Here is a 14,943-nt window from a genome sequence, read left to right as displayed (position 1 = left end):
TGTTGTTGGGGCCTTTGCGGTGGGTGGTGCCGATGGGGTGGATGGGGGGGAGGTAGACGACGTCGAAGCCCATGTCGGCGATGGCGGGGAGTCGTTTCATCGCGGTGCGCAGGGTTCCGGAGGTGGGGCCGCGGCGTCCCATGGGGTCCAGGTCGGCGCCTTCGGAGCGGGGGAAGAACTCGTACCAGGCGCCGTACAGGGCGCGTCGGCGGTGGACGGCCAGGGGGTACCAGTCGCTGACGGTCGGCAGATCCCGCAGCGGATGACGCCACAGCACGTCCTGCACGGTCGGCTCCCCGGCGGCGGCGAGCCGTTCGAGCGCGTCCACGTCCTCGTCCGCCATGAGACGCGTGAGCCGGGTGAGGACGCGCCGGTCCTTCGACGGAACCTCCCGCGCGGCACGCGTGAGCAGAGCCGCGCCGTCCGCGAACATGAGCTCGACGTCCTGGCCGCGCGGGACCTTGATCTGCGCGTCATGCCACCAGAGCGCGATCGGGTCGCCCCACGCCTCCACCCGGAACGACCACGACCCCGTCTCCGTCGGCGTCACCTCGGCCGCCCACCGGTCCAGCCCCACCCCGACCTCGGTCATCCGCTGACCCGGCAGCTCCTCGCCGTCGGGCGTGCGCAGCACCACCGCCGCGCCCAGCATCTCGTGCCCCTCCCGGAACACCGTCGCCGACACCTCGACCGTCTCCCCCACCACGGCCTTCGCCGGCCACCGGCCGCACCCCACCACCGGCGCCACGTCCAGAATCGGAATGCGCCCGAGTTCCGCCTCCAGCTTGACCTGCATGTGCGCCCGCTCCCGGCTCGTCGCCCCGTTCCCAGCATCGGTCCCAGTCATCCATGCCCCGTCCGCAACTTTCCGCCGTCTCCGCCACCACAAGATCATGCAAAGAACTGCCGGGGCCAGGGGCGATGTCCGGGAGGCTCGGATTCGCCGTTCGCACGGCGGGACATGCGCGCGGCGGGTCAGCGCACGGGTGGGGTATGCGCAGAGGGGACGAAAGGACAAGATCCCGGCAGGACGCGCCTGCCGGGATCTTGTCCGCCCCCCTTGGGTCGTACGGCTAGCCGGCCGCCTCGATCACCGAGGCGACGCCGGCGCCGGTCGTGACGAGCCGCCGGTACTCCGGCTGCCGCAGCTCCCCGCCCATGAACGGGTACGGGTTGCGGTGGACGGCCGGGCTCGGCTCCTCGCTCAGCGCGGCGAAGTGGATCTCCCGGGCGCCGGTGGCGGCGACGATCCGGGACACGTTCCGGGCGGTGACGCCGCCGCCCGGCATGACGATGACGCGGTCGCCGGCGTGCCGCACCAGTTCGGCGATCAGCGGCGCGCCCTCCAGCACGCTGACGTCCTGCCCGGACGTGAGGACGCGGGCGACGCCCAGCCCGGCGAGGGCGTCCAGCGTCGCGAACGGGTCGGCGGCCATGTCGAAGGCCCGGTGGAAGGTGACGGGCAGGCCGTCCGCCGCCGCGATGAGCCGCTCCACGACGGGACGGTCGATCGTCCCCTCCGGGGTCAGCGCGCCGATCACGACGCCGTCCGCGCCGGCCTCGCGGACGAGCGCGACATCGTGCTCCATCGCCGCGGCCTCGTGCTCGTCGAAGATGAAGTCGCCGCCGCGCGGCCGGATGATGACGTTCACCTTGATGGACGACACGGCCGCGAGCGCGGCGCGGACCGTGCCCAGGGTCGGGGTGAGCCCTCCCTCGAACAGCGCCGCGCACAGCTCGACGCGGTGGGCGCCCGCCTTCTCGGCGGCGATGGCGCCCGCGACGCTGTCGATGCAGATCTCGTAGGTGAGGCTCACTGACGTCCTTCCGGGGTCGTGCGGATCTCGCCGACCGGGCGCCCGCCGCCGAGGACGGGGACGGCGCCCAGCGGGTCGGCCGGGGTCGTGTCGGCGCCGAGCGCGGCGAGCGCGCGCAGCGCGATGGCGGTGGTGGCGCGGGGGCTGCCGTCGATGACCTTCACGGCGACGGCGTGGCCCTCGGCGGTCGCGGCGATGAGCACGCCTTCGGCGCCGCCCTTGACGACGGCGCCGGGCAGCGCCCGCATGAACTCGGTGTTGGCGTGCCCCGTCCCGCCGACGTACTCGGGGTGGGCGCGCATCGCGTCCGCGACCGGCCGGCCCGCCTCGGACAGCACGAGGGAGCGCGCGGCGCGCGCGAGACCGGTCAGCGTGAGCCCGAACAGCGGCGCGCCGCAGCCGTCCACCGCGACGGGCGCCGGCTCCTCGCCCGCGCCGTCCGCCATGACCTGCCGCACCGTCCGCTGGAGCGGGTGCGACGGGTCGAGGTAGGTGCCGGCCGGCCAGCCGTTCGCGGCGCACGCGGCGAGCATGGCGGCGTGCTTGCCGGAGCAGTTCATCCGCACCCGCGACTCGCCCTCGCCGGCCCGGATGAGCGCGGCCTTCGCCGGCTCGTCCTCGGGCCATGACGGCGGGCACTGGAGGGCGTCCGCGCCGAGGCCCGCGTCCGCGAGGATCGCCTCGACGGTCTTGACGTGGAAGTCCTCGCCGGTGTGGCTGCCCGCCGCGATCGCGAGGCGCTCCCCGGCCAGCGCCGCGCCCGCCCGGAGGCAGGCGAGCGCCTGGAACGGCTTGGTCGTGGAGCGCGGCAGGACGGTCTCCCCGGGGACGCCGCGCGCGTAGGCGAGGGTTCCGTCCGGGGCGAGCCCGGCGACGCTGCCGTAGTGGCGGCTCTCGACGAAGCCGTTTCGGACGACCTCGGCCAGGAATTCGTACATCTCCATCCTCACGGTTGCGCGGTCGGGACGGCGTCGCGGACGGCGCGCGCGGGGCGGGTGCGCTGCCGCGCCTCCAGCGTCCGCGCGAGCTTGGCCAGCGACGCGTTGACGACCAGGTAGATCAACGCGATCACCAGGTAGGTCTGGATGAGCAGGTGGTTGTAGTTCGCCAGCACCTTGCCGCTGTAGAGCAGTTCGGCGTAGCTGACGACGAACCCGAGCGAGGTGTCCTTCAGCAGCCCGGCGGACTGGCTGACCAGCGACGGCAGCACCCGCCGCGCCGCCTGCGGCAGCACGATCAGCCGCATCGCCCGGCCGCGCGTCAGGCCGAGCGCGAGGCCGGCCTCCAGCTGGCCGCGCTCCACCGACCGGATCCCGGCGCGGAAGATCTCCGCGAACGCGGCGGCGTTGGACACCGACAGCGGCACGACGAGCTTCCAGAACAGCGGCAGGTCGAGGCCGTACCTCGGCAGCGCGAACAGCACGACGTAGACGAGCAGCAGCGCCGGGATCGTCCGGACGATCTCGACGTAGGCGGCGGACGGGACGCGCAGCCACCGCGACGCCGACAGCCGGCCGAGCGCGAGCGCGATGCCCGCCGCCGCGGCCAGCGCGATCGACACGGCGGCCGCGTAGAGCGTGGACCGCAGGCCCTCCAGCAGGTACCGCCACATCGTCCACGTCCCGTACGGGCGCCACCGGTCCGCGGCGAGCTGGCCGTTGTCGGCGAACTGCCGCAGCGCCAGCGCGACGAGGACGGCCCCGGCCAGCACGGTCAGCGCGGTCGTGATCCGGATGCGGCGCCGGGCGCGCGGGCCGGGCTCGTCGAAGAGAAGCCGGGCGGAACTCCCCGTGGTCTTCATCGCAGGATCGCCAGCTTCCGTTCGAGACCGCCGGTGACCAGCCCGAACACCCCGGACAGCAGCATGTACCCGAGGCCCGCCGTCACGAAGATCCAGATCGGCTGCGCCTCGGCGAGGTTGACCCGGTTCGCGGCGGCGGTCAGCTCCACGACGCCGACCGCCGCCGCGAGCGCGGTGTTCATCAGCGTCATGATCGCGATGTTGCCGAGCGGCTGGACGACCGTCCGCAGCGCCTGCGGGAGGACGACCAGCCGCAGCGACTGGACGAACGTCAGCCCGAGCGCGCGGGCGGCCTCGCCCTGGCCGGCCGGCACCGCGTTGATGCCGGACCGGATCGCCTCAGCCATGTACGCCCCCTGGTAGAGGGCGATGACGATGGCCGAGGTGGTGAACAGCCCGGCGATCACCCCGATCTCGGGCAGTCCGAACACGGCGATGACGAGCCAGACCAGCAGCGGGATGTTCTGCAGGAGCTCGACGTAGGCCATCCCCGCGGCGCGCAGCACGCGCACCGGGCTCACCCGCATCGCGGCGACGAGGATCCCGGCGGCGAGCGCGCCCGCGAGCGCGAGCAGCGTCAGCTCGACGGTGAGCAGCAGCCCGTCGCCGAACTCCCCGAGGTGGTCGGTGATGACGTTCATGGGGTGGGGGCTTACTCCGAGCCCGGCGCGGAGCCGATCGCGGGCGGCTGCGGGGCCTCGCCCTGCACGACCGTCCCGATCGAGTTCTTCCAGATCTTCGCCCACAGTCCCGACTGCTGGATCTGCTTGAGCCAGTCGTTGACGAACTGCTTCATCTGGGCGTCACCGTGCTTCAGGCCGATCCCGTACGGGTCCTCGGTGAACGGCTCGCCCTGGATCTGGATGGAGGTGTCCTGCTTCGCGGTGGCGAGCAGGACGGCCTGGTCCTGGACGTAGGCGTCGCCGCGGCCCTGCTTGAGCGCCTGCACGCACTCGGGGTCGCTGCCGAACGTGACGATCTTCGCGTCCGGGGCGGCCTTCTTGATCGCCGGGATCGCCGGGGTGTTGGCGCCCGCGATGACCGTCTTGCCCTTCAGGTCGGCCGGGGCCTTGATGCCCGTCTCGTCCTTCTTGGTGGCGATGACGAGGCCGGAGCTGTAGTACGGCCCGGCGAACGCGACCTGCTTGGCGCGTTCCGGAGTGATGCTGTAGGTCTGGAACACCACGTCCACGGTGCCGTTGGCCAGCAGCGCCTCGCGCGTCTCCGACGCCGAGTTGACGATCTTCACCTTGGGCTCGCCGATGATGTACTTGGCGAGGGCGCGGCCGAAGTCGGCGTCGAGGCCCTCGACGTCCTTCGTCGCCGGGTTCTGCTGCGACAGCAGCGGCGCGTCCAGCGAGCCGCCCACGATCAGCTCGCCGCGCTTCTTGATCTTCTCCATGGTGGAGCCGGCCGGGAGGTTCGCCGCGACCGGCGCCGCGGCGAGGACGTCGCCGGTCCTGCCGCCGCCCGCGCCGGGCACGGCCGAGTCGGAGTCTCCGCCGGAGCAGGCCGCGAGGCCCGTCAGCGACAGCGCGGCGACCGCGGCCACCGCGGCCCGCCGCATCCCCGCAGGGGTACGCACCATGATCATCAACCTTTCTCGGGTGGCACGCCATGGGCGGCGCGCCGGGGGTTCGTGCTAGTGGCTGAGGACCTTGGCCAGGAAGTCCCGGGCCCGGTCGGTGGCGGGGGAGTCGAAGAAGGCGGACGGCGTGCCGGACTCGACGACCTCGCCGTCCGCCATGAACACCACGCGGTCGGCGACCTTGCGGGCGAATCCCATCTCGTGGGTGACGACCACCATCGTCATGCCGTCGCGGGCGAGGCCCGTCATCACGTCCAGGACCTCGCCGACCATCTCGGGGTCGAGCGCCGAGGTCGGCTCGTCGAACAGCATCGCCTTCGGCCGCATCGCGAGCGCGCGGGCGATCGCGGCGCGCTGCTGCTGCCCGCCGGACAGCTGCGCGGGGAGCTTGCCGGCCTGCTCGCCGATGCCGACCCGGTCGAGCAGCTCGCGGCCGCGGCGCTCCGCCTCGGCGCGCGACAGCCCGCGCACCCGGGTGGGCGCGAGCGTCATGTTCTGCAGGACGGTCTTGTGCTGGAACAGGTTGAACGACTGGAACACCATGCCGACGTCCGCGCGGAGGCGGGCGAGGGCGCGCCCCTCGGCGGGCAGCTCCTCGCCGTCGATGCGGATCACGCCTTCGTCCGGCGTCTCCAGCCGGTTGAGGCACCGGCAGAGCGTGGACTTGCCCGACCCGGACGGGCCGATCACCACGACGACCTCGCCGCGCGCCACGTCCAGATCGACGTCGTGCAGGGCGGTGTGGCCGCCGAAGCGCTTGCTGAGGCCGCGCACCTCGATCATTCGGTCACCTACGATCCAACTTCCTTCGAAATCGAAGCCAAGATGGACGATAGTTCGTCAAATCGATGTAAGTCAACGCGTTGCCGTACCAAGTTCGCGCATGCTATCTATCTGGGGTGCGTAACAGCAGAGACGACGGACCGGCGGCGCTCGTGCGGCTGGTGGCGACCGGCCGGGCCGAGTCGCGGGCCGAGCTCGCCCGGCTGTCCGGGCTGGCCGCCTCCAGCGTCTCGCTGCGGGTCGAGCAGCTCATCGAGGCCGGCCTGTTCGCCGAGGAGGGCGCCGGGGCCTCGCGCGGGGGCCGGCGGCCCCGCCGCCTCCGGCTCGCCCGGGAGGCGGGCGTCTTCCTCGTCGCCGACCTCGGCGCGCACCACGCCCGGCTCGCCGCCGCCGACCTCGCCGGGACGCCGCTCGCCGTGTCCGACCTCGCCTGCGACATCGCCCTCGGACCCGAGAGGACGCTGACCGCCGTCGCCGGGAGCCTCCGCGCGCTGGCCCGCGAGCAGGGGCTCGGGGACGTCCCCGTCCGCGGCATCGGCATCGGGCTGCCCGGCCCGGTCGACCCCGCGACCGGCCAGGTCGTCTCGCCGTCCCGGATGCCCGGCTGGAACGACTTCCCCGTCCGCGACTTCGTGACCGCGCACACCGGCGCCCCCGCGCTGGTCGAGAACGACGCCAACCTCATGGCGGTCGGGGAGCACCGCGGGTCATGGCCGTCCCTCGACAACCTCATGGTGATCAAACTCGGCAGCGGCATCGGCTGCGGCGTCATCGTGGACGGCCGGCTGCACCGCGGCCGGGGCGCCGCCGGCGACATCAGCCACGTGCGGATCCTGTCCGAGGCGACGGTCGACTGCTCGTGCGGCCATCCCGACTGCCTGGAGGCCCACGCCAGCGGCGCCGCGCTCGCCGCGGCCCTCACCGCGCAGGGCATCGCGGTGGAGCACCCGTCCCAGATCGTGGAGCTCGTGACCGACGGCGTCCCGCAGGCCACCAGCGCCGTGCGCACCGCCGGGCGCCTCATCGGGGACGTGCTGACCGCCCTCGTGAACTTCTTCAACCCCGACGCGCTCGTCATCGGCGGCAGCCTGTCCAACGCCGAGCCGCTCGTCGCCACCGTCCGGGGCGTCATCTACGAGCGCTGCCTGCCGCTCGCCACCCGCAACCTGGAGATCGCCACGTCCCGCGCGGGCCGGGACGCCAGCGTCCTCGGCGCGGGCCACCTGCTGCTCGGCATGGCCGACGACTGGATCGACCGCGTCCTGGAGCGCTGAGCCGACGGAGGGCTGAGCCCGGGGAGCCCCGGGTACGGGGGGTGCTAGCGGTGTGCGGCCAGGGCCTCGCGCGCGGTGGTCACGTCCGGCGCGATCGCGACCCGGCGCTGCAGCCCCGCCACGTCGGACACCCGGCGGACGATGCCGCGCTGCGGGAGCACGACCCACATCGGCACGCCCAGCTCGCTCGCGCGCATCTGCGAGCGCGTGACCACGTTCAGCCCGTTGGAGTCGCAGAACGTGCAGTCGGTCAGGTCGAGGATCAGGGCGGGCGCCCCGGAGTCGAGGAGCCGCATGGCCTGTTCGAGGATCGCCTCGCCGTTGCTGAGGTCGACCTCTTCGGGGAACGTCAGCGTCCCGCAGGTGTCCGTGCTCTCCACGCGCGCTACTCCGAGATCCATGGTTCGCCCCAAAGTCGGTTTCCTCACCTGGATGACAACGGGGGGTACTTCACTGCGACTGTAAGCCCCGATCCTGGACGGAACCTGAAAGAAAGAGTCAAGTCTAGGGTGTCCCTCCCCCATTTCGCGCACGATCCCGTTCGCTCGCGTTTCATTCCCTTTTGTCGCATCTTCGTGCAGGGGGGTGGCCGGGGCCGCGGGGCCCGGGCCCGGGGCGGAGGGATCGCCCGCACCGGCCCTTCACCGACCGTTCTGTCACGACAAGCCCATACATTTCACCTGGCGACCTGCTAGAACCGGGGGTGTGGCAATGAGCACGGACCCAGTGGTCATCGACGGCGGCGACCGCTCCTGCGTGCGCCTGCTGCTGGAACTGCGCGAGCACCTCGCGGGGCTCGCCCCCGGCACCGTCGTCCACCTGATCGCCGGCGACCCGGCGGCGCCCATCGACCTGCCCGCCTGGTGCCACCTGACCGGCCACGCCTACCTGGGCCCCGTCGACCGGGCTCCGGCCCCCACCTACGCCCTCCGGGTTACCGCCGACGCCCGTCCCACGGCACCGGAGTCGCCCTGGCGCCCTCGCTGACGCCACCTGCGCGAACCTCTATTGGCGGTCCGCCAACGGGGGGTTAGGGTGGCGTGGGCGATGAAGGGACGTTGGCATGGGCGGGCCGTCGGTCGCGATCGTGGGGAGCGGATTCAGCGGGCTGGGGCTGGCCATCGCGCTGCGGCGCGCGGGCTTCACCGACCTGACGGTGTTCGAACGGGGCGACGGCGTGGGCGGCGTCTGGCGGGAGAACACCTACCCGGGCGCCGCGTGCGACGCCCCCTCGCACCTGTACTCCTACTCCTTCGAGCCGAAGCACGACTGGTCCCGCAGGTTCGCGCCGCAGCCCGAGATCCTCGACTACCTGCGGCGGTGCGCGCACAAGTACGGCGTGACCGGGCACATGAGGTTCGGGACGGAGGTCACCGGCGCCGACTTCGACGCCGCGACCGGGCGGTGGACCGTCCGGACGGCGGGCGGCGGCACCGCCGAGGCCGACGTGCTCGTCTCCGCGTGCGGGCAGCTCAGCCGCCCGTCCGTGCCGGACCTGCCGGGCCTCGAGTCGTTCGCCGGCGCCGTCTTCCACTCGGCGCGCTGGGACCACGCCCACGACCTCGCCGGACGGAGCGTCGCCGTCGTCGGCAACGGGGCGAGCGCCGTCCAGTTCGTCCCGCGGATCGCGCGGGAGGCCGCGAAGCTCACCGTGTTCCAGCGCGAGCCGCAGTGGGTCGGCTGGAAATGGGACCGCCGCTACCCCCGCGCCCGCTCCTGGCTGAACCGCCGGTTCCCCGTGTTCCAGCGGCTGTCCAGGCTAGGCGTGTTCCTCTGGTTCGAGGTCCTGCTCAACCCGATGCTGATCTCCCCGCGCGGCCGCCGGGTGCTGTCGGCCCACGTCCGGGCCATGTGCCGCACCACGCGGTGGCAGGTCCGCGACAAGGAGACGCGCCGGAGGCTCACCCCCCGCTACGAGCTGGGCTGCAAGCGCGTCCTGGTCTCCAGCGACTACTACCGGTCCCTGAACCTGCCGCACGTGGACGTCGTCGCCAGCCCGATCGTCGAGGTCGCCCCGGACGCGGTCGTCACCGCCGACGGCGCGGCCCATCCGGCCGACACCATCATCATGGGCACGGGCTTCCGGTCGCACGACTTCGTCGCCCCGATGCGCGTCACCGGGCTGGACGGCCGTACTCTGGACGACGCATGGCGGGACGGCCCGCGCGCCCACCTCGGCCTGGCCGTCGCCGGTTTCCCGAATTTCTTCCTGATGTACGGACCCAACACCAACGTCGGTTCGGGGTCGGTGGTACACATGCTGGAGAGCCAGATCGCCTACATCGTGCAGGCCGTCCGTGTGCTGCGCGACCCGGAGGTGCTGTACATGGACGTCCGCGAAGGTGTGCTCTCCGAGTTCGACGAACGCCTCCAGCGCCGCCTCGCCGGAACGGTCTGGAACGCGGGCGGCTGCGACAGCTGGTACCTGCGCGACGGCGGCCGCAACGCCAGCAACTGGCCCGGATCGATGCTCGCCTACCGCCGCCGGACGCGGCGCCTCGACCCCTCCGACTACCGGTTCGTGAAGGGCTGACATGGCAGGTCCCGCCGCTCATCCGCTGCTGCGCACGCTCGACGGGCTCCTCGTCATCCCGCCGGAGCACCACCGGCCGGACACCCCCCGGGCCGACGCCGCCGCGATGCTCGCCTGCGACCAGGCCGCGCTGTCCGACCTCGTCCGGCACGGGCTGCCGGCCACGGGGGAGGACGGCCGGGAACGGTTCGACTCCCGGGACATCTTCAACCTCGCCCTGTACTCCGGCTCCGGGCGCACCGGGATCGAGCGGACCGTCGCGTCCGCCCTGCGCTGGACCCGCTCGTCCTGCGAGGACCTCATCGCGCCGCGCATGTCCCGGTTCGAGCTGCGCGTCTCCTGCGGCGCCCCGGACGGCTGCCGCCCCGGCGCCCGCAACGCCCTCGCCCGGCCGCGGACCGGCGCCTACGGCGGGAGGGTCCGGCACGTCCGCGCCCACCCGGCCGGCGCGGCGCGGAACGTCCCGGCGGGCTCGGCGGCGACCGCCCGCTCGTCCGGCCCGGCGCTCACCCTGTCGGCCGTCCTCCGGACGGTCGGCGACTGCCCCGTGCTGCGCTCGCCCGCCCTCCACGCGATCCTGCGCGAGTTCATGGGCGCGGAGCTGCGCTGGCTCCGCCTCCCCGAGGCCATGCGCGACGACGAGTCCCTCGTCCCGCGCGGGTTCGCGAGCTGCGGCTCGGCCAGCCGCTACATCGCCCGCCTGTGCCGCGAGGAGGGCATCCCCGCGCGGACGCGGATCGGCTGGGTCGTCGGCCTGCCCGATCTCGTGCACGCCTGGGTGGAGGTCGAGGACGACGACGGCGTCACCAAGGTCATCGACCCGACGTTCGTGCTGCTCGCGGAGGTGATCCCGGGCGCGAACCCGATGCTCCGCGACCCCGGCCTCGGCTTCCGCACGAACCGCCTCGTCCCCACCGCGCTGGAGGTGGGCTCCGCCATCGCGTCCCACACCTGCGCCGCCGGCCACGTGCCGCGCGTCAGCACGACCCTGGTCCCCCTCCGCTGACGGCGGGGCCTACGCGTCGCGGACCGCCTCGGCCATGGCGGTGTCGCCCTCGGCCAGGTAGCCCTCGACGACGCCGGCGCGGTCGGCCGCCGGACGGTTCTGGCTCAGCTTCGCCTTGGCCTCGACCCGGCCGATGACCAGTTCCAGGCCCACGATCGCGCGCAGCTGCCCGGCGATGAACGCGGCCGGCGCGTCGTCCACCGACCACGAGGGCTCACGTCCGCTCTCGTGGCGCTCGGTGAGGCGGCGGACCATCGACTCGACCCACGCGGGGTCGTCGTGCACGACCAGCCGGCCGTAGACGTGCGCGGTCAGGTAGTTCCAGGTCGGCACGACGCGTCCGTGCTCGCGCTTGGACGCGTACCAGGACGGCGACACGTAGGCGTCCGGCCCGTGCACGATGAGCAGCGACTCCCCGGCTGCGGGCTCGCGCCACTGGTCGTTGTTGCGCGCGACGTGCGCGAGCATCGCGCCGTGCTCGCCGACCGACGGGTCGTACAGGACGGGCAGGAACGTCGCGATGAGGCCCGCCGGGGTGCTGGTCACCAGGTCGGCCGCGGCGCAGCCGGCCAGCAGCTCCCTGACCTCGGCGTCGCCTGCGGAGAAATGCGCCGGAACGTACATGGATGCGACGCTACCCCCGATCGGGATGTCGGACGCGCGTGCGAGGGTGGTGGGGTGAGCGCCGATGAAGAGCGTGCCGGGGTCCGCCTGACGAACCTTGACCAGCCCCTGTTCGACGGAGCCGACGCGACGAAGCGCGACCTGGTCGACTACCTGGACGCCGTCGCCGGGCGCATCGTGCCGCAGCTCGCCGGGCGTCCGCTGTCGGTCGTCCGCGTGCTGCGCGGCCAGAAGCCGTTCATGCAGAAGAACGTGCCCAAGTACACGCCGGAGTGGGTGCGGACGGTGCGGGTGTGGGCGGAGACGTCCCGCCGCGAGGTGGCGTACGCGCTGTGCGACGACCGGCGCACCCTGCTGTGGTTCGCCAACCAGCGCGCCGTCGAGTACCACCCGCCGCTCTTCCGCGCCGCCGCGCCGGCCCGGCCCACCCACCTGGTGATCGACATCGACCCGCCGGGGGCGGACGCGTTCGGCGCCGCCGTCCGCGCCGCGCACCTCGTCCGGCAGGCGCTGGACGACTCCGGGCTGCGGGGCGCGGTGAAGACCAGCGGCGCGAAGGGCGTGCACGTGTTCGTGCCGCTCGACGGCTCGGCGCCCGTCGAGGACGTGGCCGCCGCCACCCGCGCCCTGGGCGCGCGCGCCGAGCGGCTCGACCCCGGCCTCGCGACGACGGCGTTCATCCGCGAGGACCGGGGCGGCAAGGTGTTCCTCGACTCGACCCGCGCCGGCGGCGCGACCGTCGCCGCCGCCTACAGCCCCCGCATCCGCCCCGGCACGCCGGTCTCGTTCCCCGTCCCGTGGGACGAGCTCGACCACGTCGCCCCGGCCGACTTCACCGTCCGCACGGCGGTGGGCCTGCTCGCCGGCGGCGACCCGTGGTCCGACCTCATGCCGCCGCCGCAGGCCCTTCCCGCCGGTCTGATCGAGGAGGGGCACACGATCCCGATCGCGCGGGTCCAGGCGATGCACGAGGGGAAACGCCGGGCCAGGGCGCGCCGCGACGCCGCCGGCTGACGGTCCGCGCGCCGGTCGCGCGCGTTTCCCCGGTTTTCGAAGGCGGGCCGGGGAAACGCGCGGCAAAGGGTCAGGAATTCAGCTCGACGGGCACCGACCGGTGACCGTTGGAGATGAACGACTCGACCGGGCGCAGCTGACCCGGATCGACGGCGAGCTCCATATCGGGGAAGCGCTCGAAAAGCGCGGGCAGCGAGATCTCGGCCTCCATCCGCGCGAGGTGCGAACCCACGCAGAAGTGCACGCCGTGGCCGAAGGAGATGTGCTCCTTGTTCGCCCTCTGGAGGTCGAACAGGTCGGCGTCGTCGCCGTGCAGGGAAAGGTCGCGGCCGGCCGCGGCGTAGGCGGCGAGAATCGCCTCGCCCTTACCGATCGTGACGCCGTCGACGTCGATGTCCTCCACCGCGTAGCGGAGCGGCAGGTTCGCGACGGGCGCCTGCCAGCGCAGCGCCTCCTCGATCACCTCGGCCCAGGGCGCCTCGCCGGACCGGACGAGCGCGCGCTGCTCCGGGTGCGTCAGCAGCGCGGTGATCGCCTGGTCGAGCAGGTTCACCGTGGTCTCGTGCCCGGCGGAGATCATCAGGATCAGCGTGTCGACCAGTTCCGCCTCGCTCAGCCGGGAGCCGTCCTCATCGCGGGAGGAGATGAGGACGCCGGCCAGGTCGTCGGCGGGCTCGCGGCGCCGGAACGCCACGAACTCCTGCAGGATGCCGTACATCTCGACCTGGTTGGCGATGGCCTCCTCCGCCGTCAGCGCCGTGTTGAAGATGCCGTCCACGCAGCGCCGCAGGCTCGGCCGGGTGCCGTCGGGGATGCCGAACAGCCGGCAGATCACCTCGATGGGCAGCGGGTAGGCGAACGCCTCGCGCAGGTCGGCGCGCCCGCCTGGGGACGCGGCGAGCCCGTCGAGGAGGCCGGCGGTGATCTGCTCGACGTCCGGCCGCAGCGCCTCGGTGCGGCGCGGCGTGAACGCCCGCGAGATGATGTTGCGGAGCCGCCGGTGGTCGTCGCCGTAGGCGGTGAACATGTTCTGCACCGAGACCCACAGGCGCAGCGGCCAGTCCTCCGAGATCTCGCCGTCGATCCATTTGGTCCAGTGCAGATTCGGGTTCTTCGACACCCGGGGATCGGCCAGCAGCCGCTTGAGCTGTTCCTGGCCGGTCACCGCCCACGCGACGACGCCGCCGGGCAGTTCCACGGGCGTCACCGGGCCGCGCGACCGCAGTTTCGCGGCCTCTCCCTGGACGTCGCCGCCGGACGGGTCGATGACGAGCGGATTCTCCATTGCGGACCTCTCCACGGACGCGTCGGAGCGCACCCGTAAACGGGCGGCTCCCGGACGAACAATGCAGCCAACGTACGGTGCGCCGCGCCGGGCCGCCAGATCATCTCATCGACTCGCCCAGGCTGTCCGCTTTTCGGCTTTCCTTAAATGGCGGCTCGGAAATCCTCGGTGCGGGAATCGGTGTGCGGCGCCTCGGCGCCGGTTCAGCGGCGCTGGTCAGCGGCGCCGGTTCAGGGGTGCCGGTTCAGCGGCGCCGGGTAAGGGGTGCCGGTTCAGCGGCGCCGGGTAAGGGGTGCCGGTTCAGCGGCGCCGGGTAAGGGGTGCCGGTTCAGCGGCGCCCGGCGTCGTCGGCGAGCAGCCCGCGGAGCTGGTCGGCCGCGTCCGGTTCCAGGGCGGCGAACCGCTCCCGGTACAGGGCGGTGGACGCGGACGCGGGCCAGCCGTCCGGGAGGTGCTCGGCGGGCAGGCCGGGATCGGTGCGCAGCAGCTGCAGCCAGTCGGCGCCGAGCAGGGTGAGCCGGGTCAGCGGGCGCCCGCGCCGCTCGCGGTCCGGTGTCCAGGTCGCGAGGAACGCGTCGTGCTCGGCGCGGATCTCCGCGACGTCCCACGCCCGCTGGAGCAGCCGGGGCACGTCGGTGCCCTCCACCGGGACGGAGTAGAACGCGTCGGCCAGCTCCGCCAGCCCGGCGAACTCGGGCCCGGCGAAGATCGCGGCGATGTCGACCCGGCCGGGCGCGATCCACAGCCCGTCCCGCAGCCCGCCGAACCCGGCCCACATCAGCCGGGCCCGGATCTGGTGGCGCAGGTCGCGGCGGCTCTCCGGCATCGAGTAGCTGAGCAGCGTCCACTCGCCGCCCGGGTGGGTGAACGGCTGCGCGGAGCGGACCCGCGGGGTCGCCTCGCGCAGCAGGTCCTCCGCCCACGGGGTGAGCGAGAACCGCGCGGTGCGCCCCTCCCGGACGCGGGCGAGCAGGCCCTTGCGGGTCATCCGCGCGAGCGTGGCGCGGCCGGCGGCCTCCGCGACCCCGAGGTCGTCCAGCAGGTGCAGGAAGACCCGCGAGCTGATCGGCGGGAGGCCGCGGTCGAGGACGAGCGATCCGAGGAAGCTGAACAGCAGCTGCTGCGGAGCGCGCCGGCGCGGCCGTGCGCTTGCGGGCGCGTCCTGCTCGGCGGTCATGCCCGTCCTCCCGTGGTCGCCTGCGGGCCGGCCGGTCGTCC

16 protein-coding genes are annotated in these 14,943 nt (G+C 73.3%); 5 read left to right on the top strand and 11 right to left on the bottom strand.

Going from position 1 to position 14,943, the window contains the following annotated elements; genetic code table 11:
* The 7 genes from ACA511_RS27435 to ACA511_RS27405 form a co-directional block, all read right to left on the bottom strand.
* On the bottom strand, window positions 1-847 hold an 847-nt coding region (locus ACA511_RS27435), incomplete at its 3' end, for a maltotransferase domain-containing protein (RefSeq protein ID WP_375027487.1).
* Window positions 848-1,073: 226 nt separating this feature from the next.
* The gene (locus ACA511_RS27430) at window positions 1,074-1,817 is read right to left on the bottom strand and encodes a copper homeostasis protein CutC (protein ID WP_375027486.1); all 744 of its coding nucleotides are present in this window, start codon (window positions 1,815-1,817) and stop codon (window positions 1,074-1,076) included.
* Window positions 1,814-2,761 carry an asparaginase gene (locus ACA511_RS27425; protein ID WP_375027485.1) on the bottom strand — a complete coding sequence of 316 codons (948 nt, stop codon included), beginning with the start codon at window positions 2,759-2,761 and terminating at the stop codon, window positions 1,814-1,816. The genes ACA511_RS27430 and ACA511_RS27425 overlap by 4 nt, the downstream gene beginning before the upstream one ends.
* A gap of 2 nt (window positions 2,762-2,763) precedes the next feature.
* Window positions 2,764-3,618 carry an amino acid ABC transporter permease gene (locus tag ACA511_RS27420; RefSeq protein WP_375027484.1) on the bottom strand — a complete coding sequence of 285 codons (855 nt, stop codon included), beginning with the start codon at window positions 3,616-3,618 and terminating at the stop codon, window positions 2,764-2,766.
* Window positions 3,615-4,259: an amino acid ABC transporter permease gene (locus ACA511_RS27415; RefSeq protein ID WP_375027483.1), complete on the bottom strand. Its 645-nt coding sequence runs from the start codon at window positions 4,257-4,259 to the stop codon at window positions 3,615-3,617. The genes ACA511_RS27420 and ACA511_RS27415 overlap by 4 nt, the downstream gene beginning before the upstream one ends.
* An 11-nt stretch (window positions 4,260-4,270) precedes the next feature.
* Entirely contained in the window at window positions 4,271-5,206 is a 936-nt protein-coding gene (locus ACA511_RS27410) for a glutamate ABC transporter substrate-binding protein (protein WP_375027482.1), read from the bottom strand.
* Window positions 5,207-5,260: 54 nt separating this feature from the next.
* A complete protein-coding gene (locus ACA511_RS27405; RefSeq protein ID WP_375027481.1) occupies window positions 5,261-5,989 on the bottom strand; it encodes an amino acid ABC transporter ATP-binding protein in 729 nt (242 codons plus the stop codon).
* Window positions 5,990-6,105: 116 nt separating this feature from the next.
* Here ACA511_RS27405 and ACA511_RS27400 point away from each other — a divergent pair, with 116 nt between their 5' ends.
* Entirely contained in the window at window positions 6,106-7,263 is a 1,158-nt protein-coding gene (locus tag ACA511_RS27400) for an ROK family protein (RefSeq protein WP_375027480.1), read from the top strand.
* A 44-nt stretch (window positions 7,264-7,307) separates the two neighbouring features.
* Here ACA511_RS27400 and ACA511_RS27395 read toward each other — a convergent pair whose 3' ends face one another.
* Window positions 7,308-7,643, bottom strand: a complete 336-nt coding sequence (locus ACA511_RS27395) for an STAS domain-containing protein (RefSeq protein WP_375027479.1) — start codon at window positions 7,641-7,643, stop codon at window positions 7,308-7,310.
* 331 nt (window positions 7,644-7,974) lie between these two features.
* Here ACA511_RS27395 and ACA511_RS27390 point away from each other — a divergent pair, with 331 nt between their 5' ends.
* The 3 genes from ACA511_RS27390 to ACA511_RS27380 all read left to right on the top strand — a co-directional run bounded on the left by ACA511_RS27390 (window position 7,975) and on the right by ACA511_RS27380 (window position 10,802).
* On the top strand, window positions 7,975-8,250 hold the full coding sequence (locus tag ACA511_RS27390) for a sulfurtransferase TusA family protein (RefSeq protein ID WP_375027478.1): 276 nt from the start codon (window positions 7,975-7,977) through the stop codon (window positions 8,248-8,250).
* A 76-nt stretch (window positions 8,251-8,326) separates the two neighbouring features.
* The gene (locus ACA511_RS27385) at window positions 8,327-9,796 is read left to right on the top strand and encodes a flavin-containing monooxygenase (RefSeq protein WP_375027477.1); all 1,470 of its coding nucleotides are present in this window, start codon (window positions 8,327-8,329) and stop codon (window positions 9,794-9,796) included.
* Between the two features lies 1 nt (window position 9,797).
* Window positions 9,798-10,802, top strand: coding sequence for a transglutaminase domain-containing protein (locus ACA511_RS27380; RefSeq protein ID WP_375027476.1), 1,005 nt, complete (start codon window positions 9,798-9,800; stop codon window positions 10,800-10,802).
* Window positions 10,803-10,811: 9 nt separating this feature from the next.
* Here ACA511_RS27380 and ACA511_RS27375 read toward each other — a convergent pair whose 3' ends face one another.
* Window positions 10,812-11,426 (bottom strand): FMN-binding negative transcriptional regulator, encoded by a 615-nt coding sequence (locus ACA511_RS27375; protein ID WP_375027475.1) that lies wholly within the window; start codon window positions 11,424-11,426, stop codon window positions 10,812-10,814.
* A gap of 54 nt (window positions 11,427-11,480) precedes the next feature.
* Between ACA511_RS27375 and ACA511_RS27370 the strand changes: the two genes are divergently transcribed.
* Entirely contained in the window at window positions 11,481-12,440 is a 960-nt protein-coding gene (locus ACA511_RS27370; RefSeq protein ID WP_375027474.1) for a DNA polymerase domain-containing protein, read from the top strand.
* 70 nt (window positions 12,441-12,510) lie between these two features.
* Here ACA511_RS27370 and ACA511_RS27365 read toward each other — a convergent pair whose 3' ends face one another.
* Both ACA511_RS27365 and ACA511_RS27360 read right to left on the bottom strand, forming a co-directional pair.
* On the bottom strand, window positions 12,511-13,725 hold the full coding sequence (locus ACA511_RS27365; RefSeq protein ID WP_375027473.1) for a cytochrome P450: 1,215 nt from the start codon (window positions 13,723-13,725) through the stop codon (window positions 12,511-12,513).
* A gap of 328 nt (window positions 13,726-14,053) precedes the next feature.
* A complete protein-coding gene (locus tag ACA511_RS27360) occupies window positions 14,054-14,902 on the bottom strand; it encodes a PaaX family transcriptional regulator C-terminal domain-containing protein (RefSeq protein ID WP_375027472.1) in 849 nt (282 codons plus the stop codon).
* Between the last annotated feature and the right edge of the window lie 41 nt (window positions 14,903-14,943).

Origin of the sequence: Actinomadura sp. GTD37, from assembly GCF_041951365.1 — a bacterium.
GTDB lineage: Bacteria > Actinomycetota > Actinomycetes > Streptosporangiales > Streptosporangiaceae > Spirillospora.
Note: the sequence above shows the minus strand (reverse complement) of the source record. Positions and strands in the feature narration are given on the sequence as shown.

Coding starts and splice junctions, on each gene's coding strand:
- ACA511_RS27390 (WP_375027478.1), top strand. CDS start 7,975: ATGAGCACGGACCCAGTGGTCATCGACGGCGGCGACCGCTCCTGCGTG.
- ACA511_RS27385 (WP_375027477.1), top strand. CDS start 8,327: ATGGGCGGGCCGTCGGTCGCGATCGTGGGGAGCGGATTCAGCGGGCTG.
- ACA511_RS27375 (WP_375027475.1), bottom strand. CDS start 11,426: ATGTACGTTCCGGCGCATTTCTCCGCAGGCGACGCCGAGGTCAGGGAG.
- ACA511_RS27410 (WP_375027482.1), bottom strand. CDS start 5,206: ATGGTGCGTACCCCTGCGGGGATGCGGCGGGCCGCGGTGGCCGCGGTC.
- ACA511_RS27380 (WP_375027476.1), top strand. CDS start 9,798: ATGGCAGGTCCCGCCGCTCATCCGCTGCTGCGCACGCTCGACGGGCTC.
- ACA511_RS27420 (WP_375027484.1), bottom strand. CDS start 3,618: ATGAAGACCACGGGGAGTTCCGCCCGGCTTCTCTTCGACGAGCCCGGC.
- ACA511_RS27365 (WP_375027473.1), bottom strand. CDS start 13,725: ATGGAGAATCCGCTCGTCATCGACCCGTCCGGCGGCGACGTCCAGGGA.
- ACA511_RS27405 (WP_375027481.1), bottom strand. CDS start 5,989: ATGATCGAGGTGCGCGGCCTCAGCAAGCGCTTCGGCGGCCACACCGCC.
- ACA511_RS27415 (WP_375027483.1), bottom strand. CDS start 4,259: ATGAACGTCATCACCGACCACCTCGGGGAGTTCGGCGACGGGCTGCTG.
- ACA511_RS27360 (WP_375027472.1), bottom strand. CDS start 14,902: ATGACCGCCGAGCAGGACGCGCCCGCAAGCGCACGGCCGCGCCGGCGC.
- ACA511_RS27425 (WP_375027485.1), bottom strand. CDS start 2,761: ATGGAGATGTACGAATTCCTGGCCGAGGTCGTCCGAAACGGCTTCGTC.